Raw genomic sequence first — 20521 nt, forward strand, 5'->3', positions numbered from 1 at the left:
TCTCCCTGGGTCAGGGCTGGGGGCGCGTGGTCTCGGTGCTCGGGGCGCCGCGCCTGGAGCCAGGAGCGGACATGCCTTCCAGACGGGCTGCGAGCTCCAGAGGGCCTGTCCGACGCGCCTCCTCGTCGGCTCGGATGGAGGAGACGAGGAGGTCGAAGGTGTCGGAGGTGTTGATGATCCTTTCCAGGTCGGTGATGAATCTCCCGGCCGTGGCGGCGAGGTGGGCCTGTTCCTTCGCCAACTGCCCATATACAAGATGCAACAGAGCCATGATCAGCTCGCGGCGCATCCGTACGGAATGCACGACGTGTCGATCCGCCTGGTCTCGTCGGTCAGGCGCGTCCGGGTGCCACGGGAAGCAGCGGTCGAGGCGCAGGGGGTAGGCCCGATCCACGGCTCCGGGGTCCAGCTGAGCAGCCGCCGCCTGCCGCAGGCGCGTTCGCAGCGCCTGCGCATGGGTGATCTTGATCAATGCGGTGAGGCGGTCCTGGTGCGCTTTGGGCCGGGGGCCTCGCGTCTGTTCCCGGGCAATACCGACCCAGCGGTCGAACAACTCGTCCATGGAGTCGACGTGCTGGTCGAGCCGCTCCTCGTAACTGGCCCGTACCTCGTCATGCACACGGCTCAGCAACGCGCTGTACGACGTGCGGAACTGGGGCAGGAGGTCCGCGGGGGCATGGGGCGCGCTCGAAGCCGGGTCAGCGGCCGGATCGGCGTCATCGGACAGCAGCCCCAGCTCGGCCAGCACCACCCGCAGATCCTCGTCGACGGGCTGGTCGTCCTCCGGGCGGTCGGCATGCCTCGCCTTGACCACGAGCTTCTCCCGGTCGACCAGGGTGAACAGCTCCTTCCACTGCGGCCAGCCGGAGACCAGCGTGGCGGCCTCGTCGGCGATGCGCTGTCGCAGTGCGTCATCGGAACGAGAGGAATCCGGCCCGATGCCAAGCACCAGGCCGTTCCGCAGATCTTCGAGCAGCCGTCGTGTCTCGTCCAACGTCCGCTGGATCTCGCCGTACTCCGGCGGATACGCCGCCTCAGGTCGCGCCGCCTGTTCCGCGCCGGCCAGGGCCACCCGCAGCCGGTCCACGACCACGGCCCGCCGCTTCACCGCACCGTCCCGGATGGCACCGCCATACTTCTTGGCGTGCCGGGTGAACTGCCGGCGCAGCAGATCGATCCCGCCGTCGTGGGCGAACTCCCGCAGGGCCGTGCTCAACGACGAGCCGGGATCGTCAGCTTCCAGGCGGGCGCCCACCTTCGCCCACAGCTCCGTGATCTGGGTCCGTTCCTCGACCCCTGGAAGCAGTCGTGCCCGCAGGTCCTCGTCGACGCGTACGCCTGGCGACCGGGCCAGCCGGTCGAGCCCCACCATGGCGGAGAGCAGCACGAGTTGCTTCCGTTGGCCGACCGGCAGCAGACGCTGCGCGGCCTCGACTATCTTGTCCAGCACCGCTGTGTCCGGCAGTCCACGCAGCCGCTGCTCCTTGAGTGGCTCAGCCGAGTCCAGGAGCGCGGCCTTGAGGGCGGATTGGTCCACGGGCATCTGGTCGAAGCGTCCGCCCGCGACGAGAAGACTCTCCCGCAGCTCCTTGTCCGGCCTGCGCTCCCGGCCGTCCGCCGTGGGTTCGCGGAGCATGTCGAAGAAGTCCTGCTCATTGGCGACCGGCCCCCGCTGGCCGTTCATGAGGACGAGGACCGTGTGGATGTCACGGAGCTCACGACGGCTCAGGAACCTGTCGCGTTCCCCGGACTCAGGGCTGTTGAGGCCGGGGAAGTCCATCAGCGTGAGGGCGCCCACGCCCTCCAGGTCCCAGATGCCGGGTGGCACCCCCACCCGCAGCTCAACCCTCCGGATCAGCGGTACACAGGCGGCGAGGACATCGTCCGGGATCCGGTGCCCCTCCACGTCGGTCGTGGGCAGGGCACGGCTGCTGCCGCCCTCCTCCAGTTTCACCCCCGGGAGCGACATGGCGCGCTTGGCCTGGGCGTCCGAGAGGTCATAGCGCCGTCCCAGCATCGGCGCACCGATCTCATGCGCCGTGTGCAGCAACTCCACTTCGGCCGCGACCGAGCGCATCCGCGCACCGTGGAGACCAGAGCCGAACCGTCCGCACCACTCGACCAACGGCTCCCAGCCGCTGGGGCCCGGCCGGGCCGCGCGCAGTGCCTCCAACCGCTGGCCGGGCAGCCCTTCAAGCGGGGCGAGCTCCTCGAGCTTGCCGTACAGATGAGCCATGAGCTCGGCAACCTCGGCTGCGGTGCAGTACACCACGGCCCGCCGCTTGAGACTCGATCCGCGGTCGTCGTCCTTGGACTGGCCGACGTGGATGGCGGTGACGTTTCCCGTGGTCGCCACGTCGCTCACCGACAGCAGTCCGGGCAGGCCCAACAGTGCCTCGATCAGAAGGGACTTCCCCGCGCTGAACTCACCCACCACACCGATCGAGAGCGGTCCTCGCGCCTCGCTCAAGAGCTTGGCCGCAGCGGCCCGTAACTCCTCACGCCCCGCGTGCAGTTCACGATCCACCGTGGAGCCGTCCGACGGAGCCCGGTCCAGGGCCTCAAGCATCTTGACCGCCCACTGGGCATAGTCGTCCATGTCGCTGCCCATCGTTCTGGGCCTCCCCCTGCGCCACCCCCGGCAAGGATCGTCCGGTCACGGTAGGTACCGCATCAATCCCTGGCACTCGGCGCTGAAGGCAATGTGTCGCGCCCGCAGTCACCCGGCAACCGTCCGTGTCAGATTCGCTGAATTCAATCGCCCGCCGACCGGAGCCCTGCGCCGCACAGCGCCCTGGGGGCCCTCAAGTGCCGTCGTGCCTCCGCACCGTGGTGATCTGGATGAGCCGGATATGCCCGCCAGGGATGATCACGTAATCCGCGTCCGACGGCTGCGGCCGGTCCTCGCCCGCCGTGTAGATCGAGATGGGATGGTGCAGGGCCACATCGCGGTAATAGGTGTCCCGCTCGTCGGAGACCATATGGCCGCTCCCGTGGACCCGCGTCCCATCGTCCAGCAGTACCCGCACTTCGGGGTCGGCCTCTCCACGGGACGGCTTGAGGAGTTCGGACCACACCGTCCCCGGGGCGTTGGACCAGGTGCCACCGTTCCGGCGACCGCGGAGCTCCCCCAGCGCGGCACAGACGAGCGCGCTGACGGCGAGGATCAGGATGCCGGAACGTGCCAGATGCCATGGGTGCGAGCGCAAGTACGCCGCGCCGGACGCTGTGCCGTCAAGCGTGGCGAGGCCGGGGACCGCCTCGGCGAGGACGAAGACGCCCGCTGCCGAAGCCAGCGTCACGAAGGCGCCCACCGCGAACAGTTCGGTGATCTCCCGGGCGGCGCCGGGTCGTTCGCGCAGGCTGCGGCGTTCGTAACGCACCAGGTAGAGATGGCCGGGCACTGCCACGAACAGCAGTGCCACCAGTCCGAGCAGCCCCGATGGCACGGGGTGGTCACTCGGACTGCGGCGGGGACGGCGACGGACCGGCCGGTGGTGGCGGACCGACCGGCGGGGGCTGACGGTCCGCAGAGGTCCATTGGCTCTTGACGATGCCAAGCGCCGGGTCGGAGGCGTCCGGGTCGGACGCGGTCTGCTCGTCGAACTGGTCGCGCAGTATCTGCGCCCATTCCTCCGGCGTCGGTGTCGTATCTGTCATCGCCGTCGTCCTCCAGGAGTCATCGTGCTCCGTAGGCCGTGATTCCGGCCCAGTTTCCGACCTGTCGCGGTGAATCGTCTACGTCCAACAACCCCACGGCGGCCCGCCGGGCAGCCTCCAGCGGGTCGCAGCCCCCGGCCCGGTGGGCGAACCACGTCAGGGAATGGTGGCTGGCGAGCCTCAACCGCACCGGAACCGGGCTGGCCAGCACAAAGGCGGCGCCCGCCTCATGGAAGGCATGGACCAGCGCGTTGGCCACATCTCCGGCGAGTTCCAGGGGCTTTGCCACCCGCGGTCCGGGACCGGCGAGCGCCCCGTGTCCGCCGCTGAGGTCGGCCGCCGCGCGGAAACTGGTGCTGCACGCGGTGAGGACGACTTCTTCGAAGCACATGCGTCCCATGAGGATTTCGCCCGTCTCCACTTCGCCGTCGGTCATCTGCACACTGGCGCGGAAGGGCGATCCCGGGTTGCGGATGCCGTGCGTGGCGATCTGCAGCACGGCTGTCCGGTCGGGGAGCGGCGGCCCCGAGTCGAGGAGGGCCCGCAGTGCGGCGGCGTCGGCGTCGCGGCCGACGAGGGGCTCGCCGAACAGCCGGTCAGGGCCCAGGAGGTCGGACAGGAGCCTCACCAACTGGCGGATCTGCGGGAGCGGCGGACTGCCGTCGGGCGGCTCGGGGACTCCCAGCAGGGCCACCTGGAGCGGCGCCTGGGGACGGTGGTCCAGCGCCGGTATGCAGGACAGATTGGGGACGATGCCGAGAGCGGTGCCCCGGACCAGGTGGCGGCCACGGTGACGTACCACCGTCCAGGGAAGGGCGTGCAGGCGGCCGTGCGGCGACAGCAGGCAGGTGCCGCTGGCCGCGACCTCGTCGGCGAAGGCCTCGGGGACGAGGTCGGCGAGGCCAATCCTGTTGCAGCTCCAGAAGTCCAACTCCTCGGCCGCCTGTTCCGGTTCGCCGAGCATGCGCTCATACGCGTCGAGGGCCCGACGGGTTCCTTTGGCCAGTCCTCTCGTCCCCATCCGCAGGCAGCCGTCGGGGGTGGCGAGGAGGGCGAGGACGCCTCCGGGACGTTCGTACAGGCTCAGGGCAACGCAGCGGCCCCCGCTGCCCGGTGCGTCATCTCCGTACGCCGCCAGGTAGCCGGTGAGCGTGGCGGGATCGAAGGGCGGATCGTCCCTGATCAGATGCCAGCGCGGGTCCACCGCGCGGATCTTGATGAGCAGCGCGGCCCGCTGCTCGTACAGTCGGTGTGCCTCGTGCGGGCGGCCCTGGCGGTCGGTTCGCGCAATCGCTTCGGTCAGTTCGGCGAAGCGCGTCCTGTCCGGGTCGTCCGGCTGATCAGGTTCGGCCGAGCGTGCCAGCGACAGCCGGGCAGAGAAGGCCCGGGCCTTGAGCAGATCGGTGACCACAGCGGCGAGCCGCGCGTGACCCGTCTCCTCGGCTGCAGCCAGCGCCTCCTCGAACACCGGCCTACGGAAGCGCAGATGAAGCGTGTCGAAGCGATGGCCGAGGGGCACCCGCAGTACCCGGTCGAGGGCGAAGGCCGCCTGCTGGTAGGCGTTCGCCGCGCGGGCCGGGTTGCCCAGGGCACGATGGGCTCGGGCCCTTTCGGTCTGCAACGTCGCGTTGAGGGAGTCGTCGCGGCGGGCCGCCAAGAAAGTCTCGCCCCGGTCGCACCAGGTGAGGGCTGAGCGGTGGTGTCCGAACTGCCGGGCCGCCTCGGCACGCATACGGCAGTACGCTGCGCCGCGGACCAGCCGCAGGTGTGCGCGCATCGACGTCCTGTCGCTCTCGACGGGGGTCTCGAACAGCGGCGCAGCCAGGTCCAGCCACTGGTTAGCCCGCTGCGTCGCTCCCTGGTCCAGCGCGACGCGGGCCAGTTGGATGTGGCCGACCTCCGGCAGTCCGGACGCCGTGTAGTGCGGCATCAGCATCAGGTACGCCTTCTCGGCCTCCGCCGGGCGGCCGACGTCACGGAGCGCGCCCGCCTTGGTGTCCAGGATCTGGTGATAGACGGCAGAGGCCTCCAACAGCCGGGCGAGGGGCACCGCGCCGCCCCTGCCCCGCACGAACTCCTCCTCCAGACGGCGCACCGCCTCGTCATCAGTGGCGAGCAGGGGCCCGTCCGGGAGGTGGGCGCTGAGCTCGGCTTCGAGCGGAGCCAGGACGTCCAGGGCAGTGTCGGAGTCGTACAGCTGGTGCAGGGCTGCCGCCCTCAGCGCGCGCAGATCGCCGTGCGCGTAGTCCGCCATGGTGCCGGAGGCCGGTTCCCGCGGCAGCTGACGGGCCTCGTCCACCAGGGCCAGCGCCTCGCTGGCCCGGCCCTCGCCCAGCTCGTACTGTGCCTTGCCTGACAGGTAATGGCGGAGCTTGTCCGCTCCGACAAAGGGGGTGAACTCCTCGGCGGTGGCCCAGTGGGCCTTGACCTGCCTGTACGTCCAGCCCCCGGCTTGATGGGTGGTCAACTCACGGCCGTACGCGTCGAGCAGCACACCGGCGATGTCGGCCTCCGTGCAGGGGATGGCGGCGGAGGGGTCGGACTCGCGCCGGGCCGTCAGGGCCCGCCGCCCGTGCCCGACCAGCTGCTGGAAAAGCTCCCCGGTCGGCAGCCCGGCGCCCGCTGCCTGCCAGTACCGCATCGACAGTTCCCGGCAGCGCGCTGCCGAGTCGTGGACGTCCACCCGGTATCCCCCCGATCACCCAGAGCAACCACCGTACGGCTGAGTGGGGTGGGGAGGGAATACGTAGGGGGCGCCGCCCGGGCATATGACCTTCGGCTATGCACTCCCTCTCTGCGCGGTGCGCTCCCGGCGTGCGAGCAATTCCCGACAACCCCTCCCCGGCAATCCGATGGGCTGCCATCCTGGACGGGCCGGCACACGGGGCGAGTCTCAACCCCGAGACGGCATCGGGGGATCACATGGCCCAGCCAAGCCGAGCATTCACCGTGCTCATGCCAGTGTCGCCTTTCCATGGGGGCCCGACGGCCTGGGCCAAGCCGGTGGTGATCGCCGCGTTCGTATGGCTCGTCCTGCGCATCCTGATCTCCGCGGGGAGGTGAGGGCATGTCGGACCTGCCGGACCCCGCGTCGCCCCATGGCGAGGTATTCGACCGGATCGCCCGGGCCGTGGGCCCCGCCGATCCGGCGGCCGGGGACCTGCCGTCCGTGGTGCGCGCCGCGCGGGCCCGCTTGGCGCAGCCGATGCGGGTGGCGGTGGCCGGACAGATCAAGCGCGGCAAGTCGACGCTGGTGAACGCTCTGCTCGGCGAGGAAGTCTCCGACACCGGGCAGTTGGAGCTGACGTTCAACGTCTGCGAGTTCCACCATGCCGAACGCCGTTCACTGCTCGTCCACTTCAAGGACGGCCGGACGCCGGAGGAGTGGGCTCCCGAAGCGCTTTCCCGGTTGACCGTGCGCGACCCGGGTGGCCTTCGCCTGTTGCGCTCCGTGCGGAAGGTGGAGGTGGGTCGGCCCAGCGCGCTGCTGCGCCGCTTCCGGCTCGTGGACACCCCCGGCCTGGGCAGCGTGCATGGAACCGACGCCGAGAACACCCTCGCCTTTCTTGGCATCGACGATCCCTCGGAGCGCGACGACGCCGCCCAGGTACTCAAAGAACTGGGCCAGGACGCCCGTTCGGTGCACGCCGAGAGCGCCGCCGAGATGGACCGGGCCGACGCCGTCGTCTTCGTCTTCAGCCGGGGCCTTGGCCGCGCCGACCAGCAGGCGGTGGACTCCTTCGCCGGGTCCTACGGCGAGGTGGTCAGCCCGCTGAAGGCGTTCGGCGTGCTCTCGCGCAGCGATCAGTACTGGCCCCCCGTGGGCGAGACGGGTCCTGACGGCATGCCCCTCGATCCGTACGGCTACGACCCGATGGCAACCGCCCGCCGCATCGCCGACTCCTACCTGGAACGGCCCTCCGTCCAGCGGGTGTTCCGCACCGTCGTCCCGGTCGCGGGCCTGCTCGGGGCCGGGGCGCAGTGCATGCCGTCCAACGGCTTCGGCCCCCTTGCCGACCTGGCGAAGGTGGCGCCGCGCAGGCTGGCGGACCGTATGGAAGACGTCAATCTCTTCTGCGGACGCGAGTATCCGGACCTGCCCGTCCCCGCCCAGGTCCGCGCCACGCTGGTGGACCGGCTGGGGGCCTGGGGAGTGTTCCTGGCTTGCGCATTCCTTCGGGACGGTCTTGGCGAGGACGCGGTACGCCAGAAGCTGCTGGAGCACAGCGGGGTGCCCGAGCTGAGAGGGCTGGTCCTGCGGCATTTCGGCAACCGGGCAGCGCTGATCAAGCTGGACCACGGCCAGCGGGAGATCGCCGACGAGGTGGCCCGGCTGCGGGCCGCCGCCCAGCGCGACGGGCGGCGGCCGCCCGCGGTGGCGGACCAGGTCGCGGACCTGCTGGAGAGCATGCGAGTGACCGACCGCGGGCCCTCCGAACTCGCCGCGCTGGGTTCGCATTACCGCGGTCGGCTGAGCCTGACGGCGCAGGAGGAGTCCCAGCTGCTCGCGGTCACCGGGGAGCTGGGAACCAGCTGCGCCGCCCGGCTCGGCCTGGCGCCCGGCACCCCCGTGGACGTGCTCCTTGCGACGGCCCGCCGCTACGCAGGCCACTGGGCCGCGCGCGCCGGCGATCCGTTGCTCGACCGGCCCACGCTCAGTGTGGCGAGGGTGGTGCTGCGCTCCTACGAACGTGTAGCGGACCTCGTCGGCCGCGCACAGGCGCTGCTGTACGGGGACGACGCTTCGATCGGGCGGGATGGTGGAGGGAGTAACCCATGAGCTGGGATCCGTACGACCCAGGCGCTGAGCCCGGCATCGACCCAGGGGTGGATCCGCTGCCTGGCGACGAGCCGACGGACCTGGCTGATCCGGCCCACCCCTTCGACGCCCCGGCGGCGGCCGTGGACGCCGGTCCCTCTCCCGACGCCGACTCCGGCCTACCGAACTTCGACCCCGCCCAGAGTGATCCCAACGCCGTCCTCGGCAACCCGGGCGAGGCGATGGGGGTGTGGCAGCAGCACCAAGGCGAGGGCGCCTGTGCCATCGGCGCCCAGGGCATGGTCCTGGAGTACCTGACGGGCCAGCGGATCAGCGAGGAGGAACTCACGGCCGAGGCCGCGGCCGAAGACGGCTTCGACGGAACGGGTACCGCACCGGACGACCTGGGGAACCTGCTGGAGCGGCACGGGGTCCCGGTGCAGCAGGTGGAAGACGCGTCCCTGGAGCAGTTGGAAGGGGTGCTTGCGGAGGGCGAGGCCGCCATCGTCGGTCTGGACGCGGACGAGATCTGGGCGCCTGGACACGATGCGGGTGACGACACGGTGGGCGACTTGCCGGGGATTCCGGGGCAGGGCGCCAATCACGCCGTGTGGGTCACCGGCATCGACCACAGCGACCCGGAACACCCGATGGTGGTCCTCAACGACTCGGGCCACCCCGAGGGCCAAGGCCTGCAGGTGCCGTTGGAGGAGTTCATGGGCGCCTGGCAGGATTCCGGCAACCTCCTCGTCGCCGCGGGCTCCTCACAGGGGGTGCGCGCATGACGGGGACAGACGGGAAGACACAGCGACCGGCCTCGCCACCGCCGGTCCCGGCGTCCGCGGCACCGCTCATCACACTGTTGGACCGGCTTGCCGATCTGACCACGGCACCCGATCCGCCCGACGGCCCGGTGTTGGACTGGGTACGGCGCAGCGTCCTGGACGCGCTGGCCGCGTCCGGCGTCGTCCCCGTCGAGGACTGCGGCCCCGTGGACCCCGCCCGGCACCGCGTGGTGGCCACCCGTGACGACCCCACGCAACTGCGGTGCGATGCCATCGCCGAGACGGTGCGGCCCGGCTACCTCTGGGGCGAGGCGCTGCTGCGCCCCCAGGAAGTCGTCGCCTACGTACGGCCCGGCACGTCAGAGGCGAGTGAGGAAGGCGGCACGCCAGATGACCCATGCAACAGATGATCTCGAATCCCCGCGCTCCGAAGCGCTGTGCCGGGAGTTCCGCCGCTCTCGGGCCTTCCGCCAGCTCGTCCCCATGGAAGCGGGCATCGGCTGGCCGCTGCCCGTGCCGGTCGTCCAGGACGGCGTGCCCCAGGTCTATGCCCGCCTGCCGCTGTTCGCCCTGCGCTCCGATCCGGCCGGTGGCGCCGACATCTTCCCGCCGTTCGCCACCGCGGCGCTCAACTGGTCCACGCAGCGCCTGGTCGAGTACTCCGATCTGCGCTTCAAGGAGCCGCACCGGCCGCGGGCGGAGTGGGCCCGCCCGATCGGCCGCTTCCCTCATCCCGCGGTCGCAGGGCTGACCACCGAGGCCTACCGGGACCTTCGCTCACGTCTGTTCCACCTCTACGACGAGCTGTTCGATGGGCTCGCGCGCGGGCGCCTGCCCGGCAGCGAGTGGTCCGGGCAGTTCAGCAACCTGCTGAACCTGCTGATGGAACCATCACTGCTGCCCTACTACCGGCAGCTTGCCCCCAAATTTCTGCGCCGGCATTTGCCCGACGAAGGGTGAACCACCATGCAGGACAACGCCTTCAGCCGCCTGCGTTCAGACGTTCTGGCCACCTTCCCGCAGCTCACCGAGGAGCTTTCCGGTGAGCTGGGGCCCCGGCAGCGAGAGCTCCTGGACCAGTCCAAGGCCCGTCTGGAGCAAGGCACGTGTCATGTCGTCGTCGCCGGTGAGTACAAGCGTGGCAAGTCCACGCTGCTCAACGCCCTGGTGGAACGGCCCGGTCTGTTCCCCGTGGATGTGGACGTGGCCACCTGTGTGGTGTCCACCCTCGCCTGGGGCCCCGACGAGCGAGCCGTGGTTCACCTCAGCTCCCCGGACACCGGACGGGGAGCGACCCAGCAGCTGGAGGTCGGCCTGGACCGCCTGCCGGAGTTCGTCACCGAGCAAGGCAACCCCCGTAACCACAAGCGGGTCCAACTGGTGGAGATCCATGCCCCGGTGCCGGAGCTGGAGACCGGACTCGTGCTGATCGATACGCCGGGCGTCGGCAGCGTCAACCCCGAACACACCGCAGCCACCCATTCCTTCCTGGATCGGGCCGACGGCCTGGTCTTCGTCTGCGACGCCATCGAACCCCTGGCCACCTACGAACTGGACTTCCTGGGGCGGGCATTGGAGAAGTGCGAGGTGGTGATCACCACGGTCACCAAGACCGACAAGGTCAGGGACGCCTACCCCGTGGTCGCCGGTGCCCGCGAGAAGATCTCCGGGCGCACCGGCCGCCCCGCCGACAGCCTGGTGATCGTCCCTGTCTCCGCCTTTCGCAAGCTCAAGTGGCTGAGGGACCGCACCGAAGATCAACTCCTCGCCGATTCCGGCTTCCCGGAGCTCGACCACGCGCTCTGGGAAGGGCTGGCCACCACCAGCGGCGCGGTCCAGCTGCGACGGGCCCTGGACGGGCTGTGCGACGCCGTGGCAACGGCGGGCTCTCCGCTGGTCAACGAATTGGCGGCGCTGGAGACGGATGAGTCCCTGGAGCGCATCCGTCGTGAGGTGGCGGAAACCACCGCCAGGCTCGGAGAGCTGTCCGCGAGCGGCGCCGAGTGGCGCAACGAATTGCGCCGGCGCTTCGACCTCGGCACCCGGCCCACCCGGAGCGCGCTGCAGGGCGCCTTCGACACGGCGTTGCGCCAGTACCAGGAGAAGGTGACCGCGGGGGCCGACCCCGGGGCCGACGAACTGGTCGGCGAGGTGGCGTCCGACATGCTCAAGGCCCTTACCACCGCCCACGACCAGCTGGCCGCGACAGCGGTGGAAATCATGAGGGAATTCGCCGAGCGCACCAGCCTGCAACTCACCTCACCCGAAGTGTCCAAGCCGCCCTTCACACCTGCCATCGCGGTGCCCACCGTCCCGCTCAATGTCCGCCCAGCCCGGTTCTTCGACCAGTTCCGGGCCAGCTGGTCCACCGGGATGGCCGGCATGGGCGCGGGCGGTGTCGTCGCACTCGTGGAACCCTTCAGCGGCATCGCGTTGCTCCTGGGGCTGGGAACGATGGGGTTCGTGCACGGTGTCCGCAACCATCGGCAGGATCTGCGCGAGCGCGCCGGCCGGGAACGCGCGGCGCGGCTGATCCAGTTGGTGAGCCAAGAGTTCGCCGCGAGTCGCCGGCACGCCACGGAGTCCTTCAACCAGACCTACGCGGACTTCACCCAGTCCCTGATCGCGGAGCTGAACGCCCAGCTCTCGGCCCAGCAGGAGTCGCTGACGGAATCCGGCCGCCGGCTCCAGGCGGTGACCGGGCAGACCAAAGCAGACTTGGCCAGGCGTCGCGGCGAGCTGCAGGCCCGACAGCAGAGGTACCGCCGCTTACAGGGCGAGCTCGACCGGCTGCGCGCCCGCGTGGAGCGACTGGCCACGCTGACGCCCCGGCCCGCCCCCCGGCCGGAGCCACCCGTCAGGCCCGGAGTGGCCCCGGCGAAGGACATCGCCGCGGACCTGGCCATCGGGGCCGTGACCGAAGTCGCCCTGGGCGCCGCCTTGACCCACCCCACCCTCGACATGGCCAAGGACACGGCGACCGCCGACGCCCCGGCCGCGGACATCACCCCGCAGGACTCGGCCACCACCGGGTTGACCACGGCTGCGGCCCACGACACCGATGCCGAGGGCGGGACAGCACTCGAGCTGGACGCTTCCTTCGACCCCGACCAGTTCGACGCACCATGACCAGCGACGATGCCGGGACCGGGCCGGTCTACGGCATCGATTTCGGCACCTGGACCTCTGCCCTGGTGATCCTGCGCCGGGGACATCCGCCGCTGCCGGTGCGCGATCCCGTGAGCCCGTACGGTGCCACTTCGGTACGCAGCGCCGTGTGCCTGCTCCCCGACGGTTCGACCGTGGTGGGCCAGGCCGCCCAGAACTCACGCCTGCAACGTCCCGAGCGGTTTCGGGCGGAGTTCAAGAGGGAGTTCGGCGAGGCGTTCCCGCACCGGCTGGGCGAGCGCCTGTTCACCACGGTGCAGCTGACGACGTACGTACTCGGTTTCCTGGTGGAGCAGGCCAGGGCCGCCGTCAATTCCGCACCCTCCCGCGTGGTGATCACCGTGCCGGCCACCTGGGAGGGCAACCGGCGCGAGCTCATGCTGACGGCCGCTGAGGCGGCAGGGCTGCCCCCGGAGATCGTCGAAGTGCACACCGAGCCGGTGGCCGCCACGGTGTATGCCCTGCACGACCACGGTATGGACCGTGATCGCACGGTCCTCGTCTACGACCTGGGCGGCGGCACGTTCGATCTGGCCGTGGCCCAGGGCAGCACGGAGGGCTTCACCGTGCTCGGTTCGCCCGGCGGCCTTGCCGACGTGGGAGGCCTTGCCATCGACCGAGCCGTGCTGGCCATGGTCCAGGAGCGCTGTCCCGAGGCGGTGGCTGAGCTGCGGCAGGCCGCCGCAGGCTCCAACGAATCCGGGACACTGCGACGCGCGATCCTGCTGGCGGAGGCATGCACCACCTTCAAGCATCAGCTGTCCGTCTCCTCTGAGCACTCCGATCTCCTGACGATGCTGGATCCTCCGGTCGAGGTCACCTTGACGCAGAACGACTTGAGAGAGGCCATCCGCCCTCTGCTGTCCGACACGGTCGAGGAGTGTGAACGAGTACTGCGGATGCACGGTCTGGAATGGGGGGACCTCGACTTGATCGTCCCCGTGGGCGGTAGCTCCCGGCTTCCCATGGTCGGCGACCTGCTGGCCGAGCGCTCGGGGCAACCGGTGCTCACCGTCTCCGAGCCCGAGCTTGCCGTGGCCACGGGTGCCGCCTGGCTTGCCTGGGGCACCGCTCCGGTACGGGTGGCCGGCGCGCCACCGTCTCCGGACGACGCCCCGAAGAGACACCAACTGCCGCCCAAGGTCACGGCGTTGCTGGACGCCGGTCTCACCGGCCGGATGGTGCGGGAGGCGATGCGCCATGCCAGGTGACCGGGTTCCAGAGAAACCACTCGAGCTGGCTGTGCACTGGCGGCAGCTGGTCAACGACTGGGTGACCCGGCAGCGCCGCCCCTACGAGGTCGACGCGTCCTCGGTCAGCCTTGAGCTCGAGCATCCCGAGGCCGAGCGGAAGATCCGGCTCGTGTTCACCGTCACCAGCAACGACATGCTGCTGGTGATGGTCACCGACGACCGCTACCTCACGGAGGACCAACTGGCCCTGGCCGCCGCGGCGGCCAACGCCTGGAACATCGAGCAGCTTGCTCCCATGCTGTCCGTCTGCAATCTCGACAGCTCCGAGCAGCCGCCTTACCTCATGGGAATCCAAACCCTCCCGCTCGCCTGCTGGGCGACCCGGAGCTCGTTCAGGACCATGGCCGACCAGTGGCTCCACGCATCCCGTGGCCTCTTCACGTGGTGCCACCGAAGTTGCCGCCTGTGACCCGGATGCCGACGTCTATTGAAGAAGCTGCCCATACCGCGTGCGAGAGTCGTGCCTGCCATGCGACTCTTTCTGTACGAGCCCCGAGGCTGACCCGGGGACTCTTGCTGACGTTTTGCTGACGCCCGCTAGGACTGCCATGCGTCCTACCTGCATGAATGGCTAGTTGATCATGTTCCGTACCATGTTCAAGTCCAAGATCCACCGCGCCACGGTGACCCAGGCCGACCTGCACTACGTGGGATCCGTCACCATCGACGCCGACCTCCTCGACGCCGCTGACCTGCTGCCCGGCGAGCTCGTGCACATCGTCGACATCACCAACGGCGCCCGCCTGGAGACGTACACCATCGAGGGCGAGCGCGGCAGCGGCGTCATCGGGATCAACGGTGCGGCGGCGCACCTCGTGCACCCCGGCGATAGGGTGATCATCATCAGCTACGCCCAGGTCGACGACGCCGAAGCACGCACGCTGCGGCCCAAGGTCGTGCATGTGGACGGCGCGGACAACCGCGTCGTGGCCCTCGGTGACGACGCGGCCGCTCCGGTTCCGGGCGCCGACGACATGGAGCGCAGTCCGCAGGCGGTGTGAGACCTCCAGGAGAGCCGATGAGCAGTGCGATCGAGATCCGTGACGACCGGGCGCGCGGCGTCCTGGAGGCCCACGCGGGCGGCGAAGTCGTCGGCCAGATCGTGTACTTCACGCTGGAGGAGCCCGAGCGCGCCCTGGTGCCCGTGCACACCGAGGTCGAGCCCGCGCACGAGGGCGAGGGCATCGCGGGATCGCTGGCCAGGGAGCTGTATGTGATGGCCGCTCGTGAGGGCATCACCGTCGCACCCCTGTGTCCGTACGTCGTGAAGTGGGCCGAGCGGCACCCGGACGAGGCGCCGGTCCCCTCCGGTGAGCTGGTCAAGGCCGCCCTGGACAAGGTGCGGTCGGACCCGGCCGCATGGTGAGCGCCGCGACCCTCGCCCTGCTGCACACCTCTCCCGTGCACGTGCCCGTCTTCGAGGGGCTGCGGGACGAGGACCACCCGGGGACCGCGCTGCGGCACCTCGTCCACGAGGACCTGCTCGCGCGCGCCCGCGTGGAAGGGCCGCGGGCGGTGGCCGGGGACGTCAGGGAACTCCTTGAGCAGGCCGTCGCCGACGGGGCGGACGCCGTGCTCTGCACCTGCTCGACCCTCGGCGGCGTCGCCGAAGCGGCCGCCGCCGCGCTCGGCGTGCCGGTCCTGCGGGTCGACCGGCCCATGGCGGCCGCCGCCGTGGCCGCGGGGCGGTCCGTCGCGGTCGTCGCCACGGTGGAGAGCACCCTGGAGCCGACCCTCGCCCTCGTCGAGGAGGAGGCGGCACGGGCCGGGCGCCCCGTCGAGGTCACCACCGTTCTGGTGGCGGACGCCTGGGACCGGTTCGCCGCCGGGGACCGGGACGGATGTCTGGAGCTCGTCGCCGCCGCCGTCGACGCCTTGGACGGTGTCGACGCCGTCGTGCTCGCCCAGGCATCCATCGCGGACGTGGCAGACAGGGCCGCACTCGCCGTCCCGGTCCTGGCCAGTCCGCGTACGGGCCTGAGTGCGGCCGTTCTCCGGTGCCGGGCGGGTGCCGCGTCGTAGGGTGAACGCGGGAGGTGAGCGATCACTCACCTCCCGCGTACTCGACCGAGGACCCGACCGCGTACCCGGCGTCGACAGGGAGTGGATATGGCTCAGCGGGGCGAAGAAGCCGTGATCAGTCCGACGGGCTGGGTGGCCAAGCAGGCCAAGGTCTACGAGGAGTCCGGCGGCACCGAGGGCGCCGAGGTCATGGGCGTGCCCTGCCTGCTGCTCGACTACCGCGGCCGCCGCACCGGACAGTGGCGCCGCACCGTGCTCATCTACGGCCGTGACGGCGACGACTATCTGATCGTGGCGTCCAACGGCGGCGCCGCCGAGCACCCCCTGTGGTACCGCAACCTGGTGGACGAGCCCGACGTACGGCTGCGCGTGGGCACCGAGGAGCGGTTCACCGCCCGCGCCACGACCCTCTCGGCCGCGGACAAGACCAGGGTCTGGCCGGGCCTCGTCGAGCTGTTCGCCCCCTATGCGGAGTACCAGCGCAAGACCGATCGGGACATCCCCGTCGTACGGCTCAGCCGCACCGAAGGCTGACATCGGGCGGCGCGGGGACGCGTGGACTCGGCGGGCGTGGGCACGCGAGGCGGGAGACAGTGGACGCGTCCGACCTCCGGACCCCGCAGACCGACCTCCGAACCCCGCTGGAGGACCCCATGACCCATCCCTACCCCGACCCCGCGCCGCCCCCGCCGTTCCCGGACCCGAACGGGCCGATCCCTGTCCCTGACCCCAATCGGCCCATCCCCGTCCCGGACCCGGTGCCGCGCCCCGAGCCTGCGCCCGTGCCGCAGCCGCCCCCGTCCCCGGTCCCGCAGCCGCCGGGACCGGACACGGAGCCGAAGCCGATGTGAGGCCTGGGGCCAGGTGCTAGGACCGCACCTCCGAGCGGTCACCGCCCCACAGCGTGTGGAACGACCCCTCCCGATCCGTACGCCGATAGGTGTGCGCCCCGAAGAAGTCCCGCTGCCCCTGCGTGAGCGCGGCCGGCAGCCGGTCCGCGCGCAGCGCGTCGTAGTAGGCGAGGGCCGCCGAGAAGCCCGGCGTGGGGACGCCCTGCCGGGTGGCGGCGACGACGACCGCGCGCCAGTCGTCCTGGGCCGCGCCGATCTCCTGCGCGAACGTCGCGTCCGACAGCAGACTCGGCAGGTCGGGGCGGGCGTCGTAGGCGGCGCGGATGCGGTCCAGGAAGGCGGCCCGGATGATGCAGCCGCCGCGCCAGATGGCGGCGACCGCGCCCAGGTCGATGTCCCAGCCGTACTCCGCGCTGCCCGCCGCGATCTCGTGGAAGCCCTGCGTGTACGACACGATCTTCGAGGCGTACAGCGCCTGCTCGACCTGGTCGGCGAACGCGCGCGCCTCCGCCTCGCCCAGCGGCTTCGCCGTGGGACCCGGCAACTCCCGTGACGCAGCCCGCAGTTCGGTGTGCCCCGAGAGCGAGCGGGCGAACACCGCCTCGGCGATGCCCGACACCGGAACGCCCAGATCCAGGGCGATCTGCACGGTCCAGCGGCCCGTGCCCTTCTGCTCGGCCTGGTCCTGCACGACGTCCACGAACGGCTTGCCCGTCTCGGCGTCGACGTGGCTGAGGACCTCCGCCGTGATCTCGATCAGATACGAGTCGAGGCGGCCGGTGTTCCAGGTGCGGAAGATGTCCGCGATCCGGGCGGGGGAGTAGCCCCCCACATCGCGCAGGAGCTGGTACGCCTCGGCGATCAGCTGCATGTCCGCGTACTCGATGCCGTTGTGCACCATCTTCACGAAGTGCCCCGCGCCGTCCGGGCCGACGTGCGTGACACAGGGGGCGCCGTCCTCGGCCTTCGCCGAGATCTTCTCCAGCATCGGGCCGAGCGCCGCGTACGACTCCTCGGAGCCGCCCGGCATGATGCTCGGGCCGAGCAGCGCGCCCTCCTCGCCGCCGGAGACACCCGTGCCGACGAAGTGGAGTCCCTGCTCCCGCAGTTCGCGCTCGCGGCGCCGGGTGTCCGCGAAGTGCGCGTTGCCGCCGTCGACGAGCATGTCGCCCGGTTCGAGGAGCGGCGCGAACTCCCGGATCACCGCGTCCGTGGGCTCGCCCGCCTTCACCATGACGACCAGACGGCGCGGGCGTTCGAGCGCGGCGACGAACTCCTTGGCGGTCTCCGTGGGGATGAAGTCGCCCTCGTCGCCGAACTCTTCGACCAGGGCCCGGGTCCTGGCCGCCGTGCGGTTGTGGAGGGCGACCGTATAGCCGTTGCGTGCGAAGTTCCGGGCGAGGTTGCGTCCCATGACCGCGAGGCCCGTGACACCGATCTGGGCTGACGTACTGCTCATGCCGTGGCTCCTGGAAGTGCTGCTGGAAGTGCTTCTGGAGGTACTGCTGTAGGTGCTTCTGGAGTGTTCCTGGAAGTGGAAGCGCCGATGGTGTTCGCCAGTATTGCCCCGCGGCGTAGCGTGACATTCCGACACTGTCTCCGACGAAGGAGCCGCCCGTGCCCCATTTCGACATGCCGCTGGACGAACTCCGCCGCTACCGGCCCGATCTGACGGAGCCGGACGACTTCGACGCGTTCTGGGAGAAGACCCTTTCGGCGGCACGCGAGCACGACCTGGAAGCGCGCTTCGACCCCGTGGACGTTCCGCTGAGCACGGTCGACGTCTTCGACGTGACGTACGCCGGGTTCGGCGGCCACCCCGTCAAAGGCTGGCTGATTCTGCCCGCGGGGACGAGCGAGCCGCTGCCCGCCGTCGTCCAGTACATCGGCTACGGCGGCGGACGCGGACTTCCCCACGAGCGTCTGCTGTGGTCGGCGGCGGGCTTCGCGCACTTCGTGATGGACACCCGGGGCCAGGGCAGCGGCGGTTCGGTGGGCGACACCCCGGATCCGGTCGGCAGCGGACCGGCGTATCCGGGCTATATGACGCGCGGCATCGAGGACCCGCACGAGTACTACTACCGCCGCGTCTTCACCGACGGTGTACGTGCCGTCGAGGCGGCCCGCGCCCATCCGCTGGTCGACGGCTCGCGGGTGGCCGCGATCGGCGGCAGCCAGGGCGGCGGCATCACGCTCGCCGTCGGCGGGCTCGTCCCTGACCTGGCGGCGATCGCGTGCGACGTGCCGTTCCTGTGCGACTTCCCGCGCGCGACGACCCTCACCGACCGGCCGCCATATAGAGAGATCGCTCTCTATATGAAGGCGAGGCGCGGCTCCGAAGAGAGCGTCTTCGGGACGCTCTCCTACTTCGACGGCGTGCACTTCGCGGCGCGGGGCCGGGCACCCGCGCTCTTCTCGGCGGGCCTGGAGGACCTCACGTGCCCGCCGTCCACGGTGTTCGCCGCCCACAACGCGTATGCGGGGGCAGAGCGGTCGATGGAGGTGTACGCCTTCAACGACCACGAGGGCGGCGGCCCCCACCAGCAAGGTGTCCAACTCCGCTGGCTCGCCGAGCACTTGACGGCATGACCGGCCGGAGTCCCTTCGGCCTCGCACCCTTGTCATGGATCGGTCGGAGCGGCTAACTTGCCGCTTTGTCGTGTGTCTGATGTGACCAGTCCGGCCCGACCGTTCCGACCTGACGTGATGTGTGTGACCGAGGGGGCTCTCATGGCCGTACGCGGCCGGCACCGCCGGTATCAGCCGAACCGGATCAACCGAGCGTCGCTGACCGTCACGGCGGGCGGCGCGGGGATGGCGCTTCCGCTGATCGGCACCGGGACGGCGAACGCCGCCGACGTCGACACCTGGAACAAGGTCGCGGCGTGCGAGTCCACCAGCAACTGGAGCATCAACACCGGCAACGGCTACTACGGCGGCCTCCAGTTCAAGCAGTCCACCTGGGAGGCGTACGGCGGCACCGCCTACGCCCCGCGCGCCGACCGCGCCACCAAGGACCAGCAGATCGCCGTCGCCGAGAAGGTCCTTGAGGCGCAGGGGCCGCGGGCCTGGCCGGTCTGCTCCGAGCGGGCGGGCCTGACCCGGGGCGGCGACGCGCCGGACGTCACGCCGATGGGCGCGCCCAAGAAGGCTGCGAAGGCGCCCCAGCGCGAGGTCAAGGACGTCAAGCCGGAGGTGACACCGCAGTCCACCGCCGGAACCGCCCGGATGTACACCGTCGTACGCGGCGACACGCTCTCCGGTATCGCCGACGAACGCCGAGTGGGCGGCGGCTGGCGGCAGTTGTACGACACCAACCGCGAGGTCATCGGCTCCGACCCCGACCTGATCACACCGGGCCAGCGGCTCTCGCTGCACGCCGCGCAGAAGCAGAAGAAGAGCGGCCAGCCGGAGGCGGGCCACCGCACCGAGCCGAAGCAGCGGGCCGAGCCCAAGCCGAAGGCCGAGCCCAAGCCGAAGCCCAGGGCCGAGCCGAAGCAGCGGGCCGAACCGAAGCCGAAGCCCAAGGCCGAGCCCCGCAAGGCGAAGCCGGCCCAGGCCGCCCAGGGCTTCTCCGCCCCGGTGGCCGCGTCGCCCAGCACGCCCTACCGCGCGGCGGGCGGTTCCTGGTCGAAGGGCTACCACACGGGAGTCGACTTCCCCGTGGCCACCGGCACCTCCGTGAAGGCCGTCGCCGGGGGCACGGTCGTGTCGTCCGGCTGGGGCGGCTCGTACGGCTACGAAGTGGTGATCCGGCACGCCGACGGCAAGTACTCCCAGTACGGCCATCTCTCGGCGCTCACGGTGAAGGCGGGGCAGAAGGTCGGCGCCGGGCAGCGGATAGCGCGCTCGGGGTCCACGGGCAACAGCACGGGCCCGCATCTGCACTTCGAGATCCGGACGGGGCCCGGCTTCGGCTCGGACGTCGATCCGCTGGCCTATCTGCGCGCGGGCGGCGTACGGATCTGAGCGACGCTCCCGAAACGCCGGAAGCCCCCTGAGTCCGAGACTCAGGGGGCTTCA

At 70.7% G+C, this 20521-nt stretch carries 19 protein-coding genes; 14 read left to right on the forward strand and 5 right to left on the reverse strand.

The genetic code is table 11. The features are described from left to right. Nucleotides 1-10 precede the first annotated feature (10 nt). The 4 genes from OG453_RS35645 to OG453_RS35660 all read right to left on the reverse strand — a co-directional run bounded on the left by OG453_RS35645 (nt 11) and on the right by OG453_RS35660 (nt 6343). On the reverse strand, nt 11-2611 hold the full coding sequence (locus OG453_RS35645) for a dynamin family protein (RefSeq protein ID WP_266872683.1): 2601 nt from the start codon (nt 2609-2611) through the stop codon (nt 11-13). A gap of 193 nt (nt 2612-2804) precedes the next feature. Continuing rightward, nucleotides 2805-3449, reverse strand: a complete 645-nt coding sequence (locus OG453_RS35650; RefSeq protein WP_266872684.1) for a DUF6338 family protein — start codon at nt 3447-3449, stop codon at nt 2805-2807. A 7-nt stretch (nt 3450-3456) separates the two neighbouring features. Further along, on the reverse strand, nt 3457-3660 hold the full coding sequence (locus OG453_RS35655) for a hypothetical protein (protein ID WP_266872685.1): 204 nt from the start codon (nt 3658-3660) through the stop codon (nt 3457-3459). A gap of 19 nt (nt 3661-3679) precedes the next feature. After that, a complete protein-coding gene (locus OG453_RS35660) occupies nt 3680-6343 on the reverse strand; it encodes a CHAT domain-containing protein (protein ID WP_266872686.1) in 2664 nt (887 codons plus the stop codon). 384 nt (nt 6344-6727) lie between these two features. On the opposite strand from OG453_RS35660, the gene OG453_RS35665 reads away from it, so the two are divergent. From OG453_RS35665 to OG453_RS35720, 12 genes are all read left to right on the forward strand, one after another. Next, nucleotides 6728-8440: a dynamin family protein gene (locus OG453_RS35665; protein ID WP_266872687.1), complete on the forward strand. Its 1713-nt coding sequence runs from the start codon at nt 6728-6730 to the stop codon at nt 8438-8440. Further along, nucleotides 8437-9204 carry a C39 family peptidase gene (locus OG453_RS35670; protein WP_266872688.1) on the forward strand — a complete coding sequence of 256 codons (768 nt, stop codon included), beginning with the start codon at nt 8437-8439 and terminating at the stop codon, nt 9202-9204. Before OG453_RS35665 ends, OG453_RS35670 begins: the two co-directional genes overlap by 4 nt. Next, entirely contained in the window at nt 9201-9614 is a 414-nt protein-coding gene (locus OG453_RS35675) for a hypothetical protein (protein WP_266872689.1), read from the forward strand. Before OG453_RS35670 ends, OG453_RS35675 begins: the two co-directional genes overlap by 4 nt. After that, nucleotides 9595-10164, forward strand: a complete 570-nt coding sequence (locus OG453_RS35680; protein WP_266872690.1) for a hypothetical protein — start codon at nt 9595-9597, stop codon at nt 10162-10164. Before OG453_RS35675 ends, OG453_RS35680 begins: the two co-directional genes overlap by 20 nt. Nucleotides 10165-10170: 6 nt before the next feature. Then, entirely contained in the window at nt 10171-12333 is a 2163-nt protein-coding gene (locus tag OG453_RS35685) for a dynamin family protein (RefSeq protein ID WP_266872691.1), read from the forward strand. Next, nucleotides 12330-13583 (forward strand): Hsp70 family protein, encoded by a 1254-nt coding sequence (locus OG453_RS35690; RefSeq protein WP_266872692.1) that lies wholly within the window; start codon nt 12330-12332, stop codon nt 13581-13583. Before OG453_RS35685 ends, OG453_RS35690 begins: the two co-directional genes overlap by 4 nt. A 31-nt stretch (nt 13584-13614) precedes the next feature. Continuing rightward, complete coding sequence (locus OG453_RS35695; RefSeq protein ID WP_266872693.1) at nt 13615-14034, forward strand: hypothetical protein; 420 nt, start codon at nt 13615-13617, stop codon at nt 14032-14034. 172 nt (nt 14035-14206) lie between these two features. Continuing rightward, on the forward strand, nt 14207-14626 hold the full coding sequence (gene panD / locus OG453_RS35700; RefSeq protein WP_266872694.1) for an aspartate 1-decarboxylase: 420 nt from the start codon (nt 14207-14209) through the stop codon (nt 14624-14626). Between the two features lie 17 nt (nt 14627-14643). Beyond that, nucleotides 14644-14991 (forward strand): GNAT family N-acetyltransferase, encoded by a 348-nt coding sequence (locus OG453_RS35705; RefSeq protein ID WP_266872695.1) that lies wholly within the window; start codon nt 14644-14646, stop codon nt 14989-14991. Continuing rightward, complete coding sequence (locus tag OG453_RS35710; RefSeq protein WP_266872696.1) at nt 14985-15647, forward strand: aspartate/glutamate racemase family protein; 663 nt, start codon at nt 14985-14987, stop codon at nt 15645-15647. Before OG453_RS35705 ends, OG453_RS35710 begins: the two co-directional genes overlap by 7 nt. 87 nt (nt 15648-15734) lie before the next feature. Then, a complete protein-coding gene (locus tag OG453_RS35715) occupies nt 15735-16181 on the forward strand; it encodes a nitroreductase family deazaflavin-dependent oxidoreductase (RefSeq protein WP_266872697.1) in 447 nt (148 codons plus the stop codon). A 119-nt stretch (nt 16182-16300) separates the two neighbouring features. Further along, the gene (locus tag OG453_RS35720; RefSeq protein WP_266872698.1) at nt 16301-16498 is read left to right on the forward strand and encodes a hypothetical protein; all 198 of its coding nucleotides are present in this window, start codon (nt 16301-16303) and stop codon (nt 16496-16498) included. Between the two features lie 16 nt (nt 16499-16514). Here the strand turns inward: OG453_RS35720 and gndA are convergent, their stop codons facing one another. Then, on the reverse strand, nt 16515-17957 hold the full coding sequence (gene gndA, locus OG453_RS35725; RefSeq protein WP_266872699.1) for an NADP-dependent phosphogluconate dehydrogenase: 1443 nt from the start codon (nt 17955-17957) through the stop codon (nt 16515-16517). 158 nt (nt 17958-18115) lie between these two features. On the opposite strand from gndA, the gene OG453_RS35730 reads away from it, so the two are divergent. Together OG453_RS35730 and OG453_RS35735 are read left to right on the forward strand one after the other, a co-directional pair. Continuing rightward, nucleotides 18116-19087: an acetylxylan esterase gene (locus OG453_RS35730; protein WP_266872700.1), complete on the forward strand. Its 972-nt coding sequence runs from the start codon at nt 18116-18118 to the stop codon at nt 19085-19087. A gap of 141 nt (nt 19088-19228) precedes the next feature. Then, the gene (locus OG453_RS35735) at nt 19229-20467 is read left to right on the forward strand and encodes a transglycosylase family protein (protein WP_266872701.1); all 1239 of its coding nucleotides are present in this window, start codon (nt 19229-19231) and stop codon (nt 20465-20467) included. The last annotated feature ends 54 nt before the right edge of the window (nt 20468-20521 follow it).

The sequence above is a fragment of the Streptomyces sp. NBC_01381 genome (genome assembly GCF_026340305.1).
Lineage (GTDB): Bacteria > Actinomycetota > Actinomycetes > Streptomycetales > Streptomycetaceae > Streptomyces.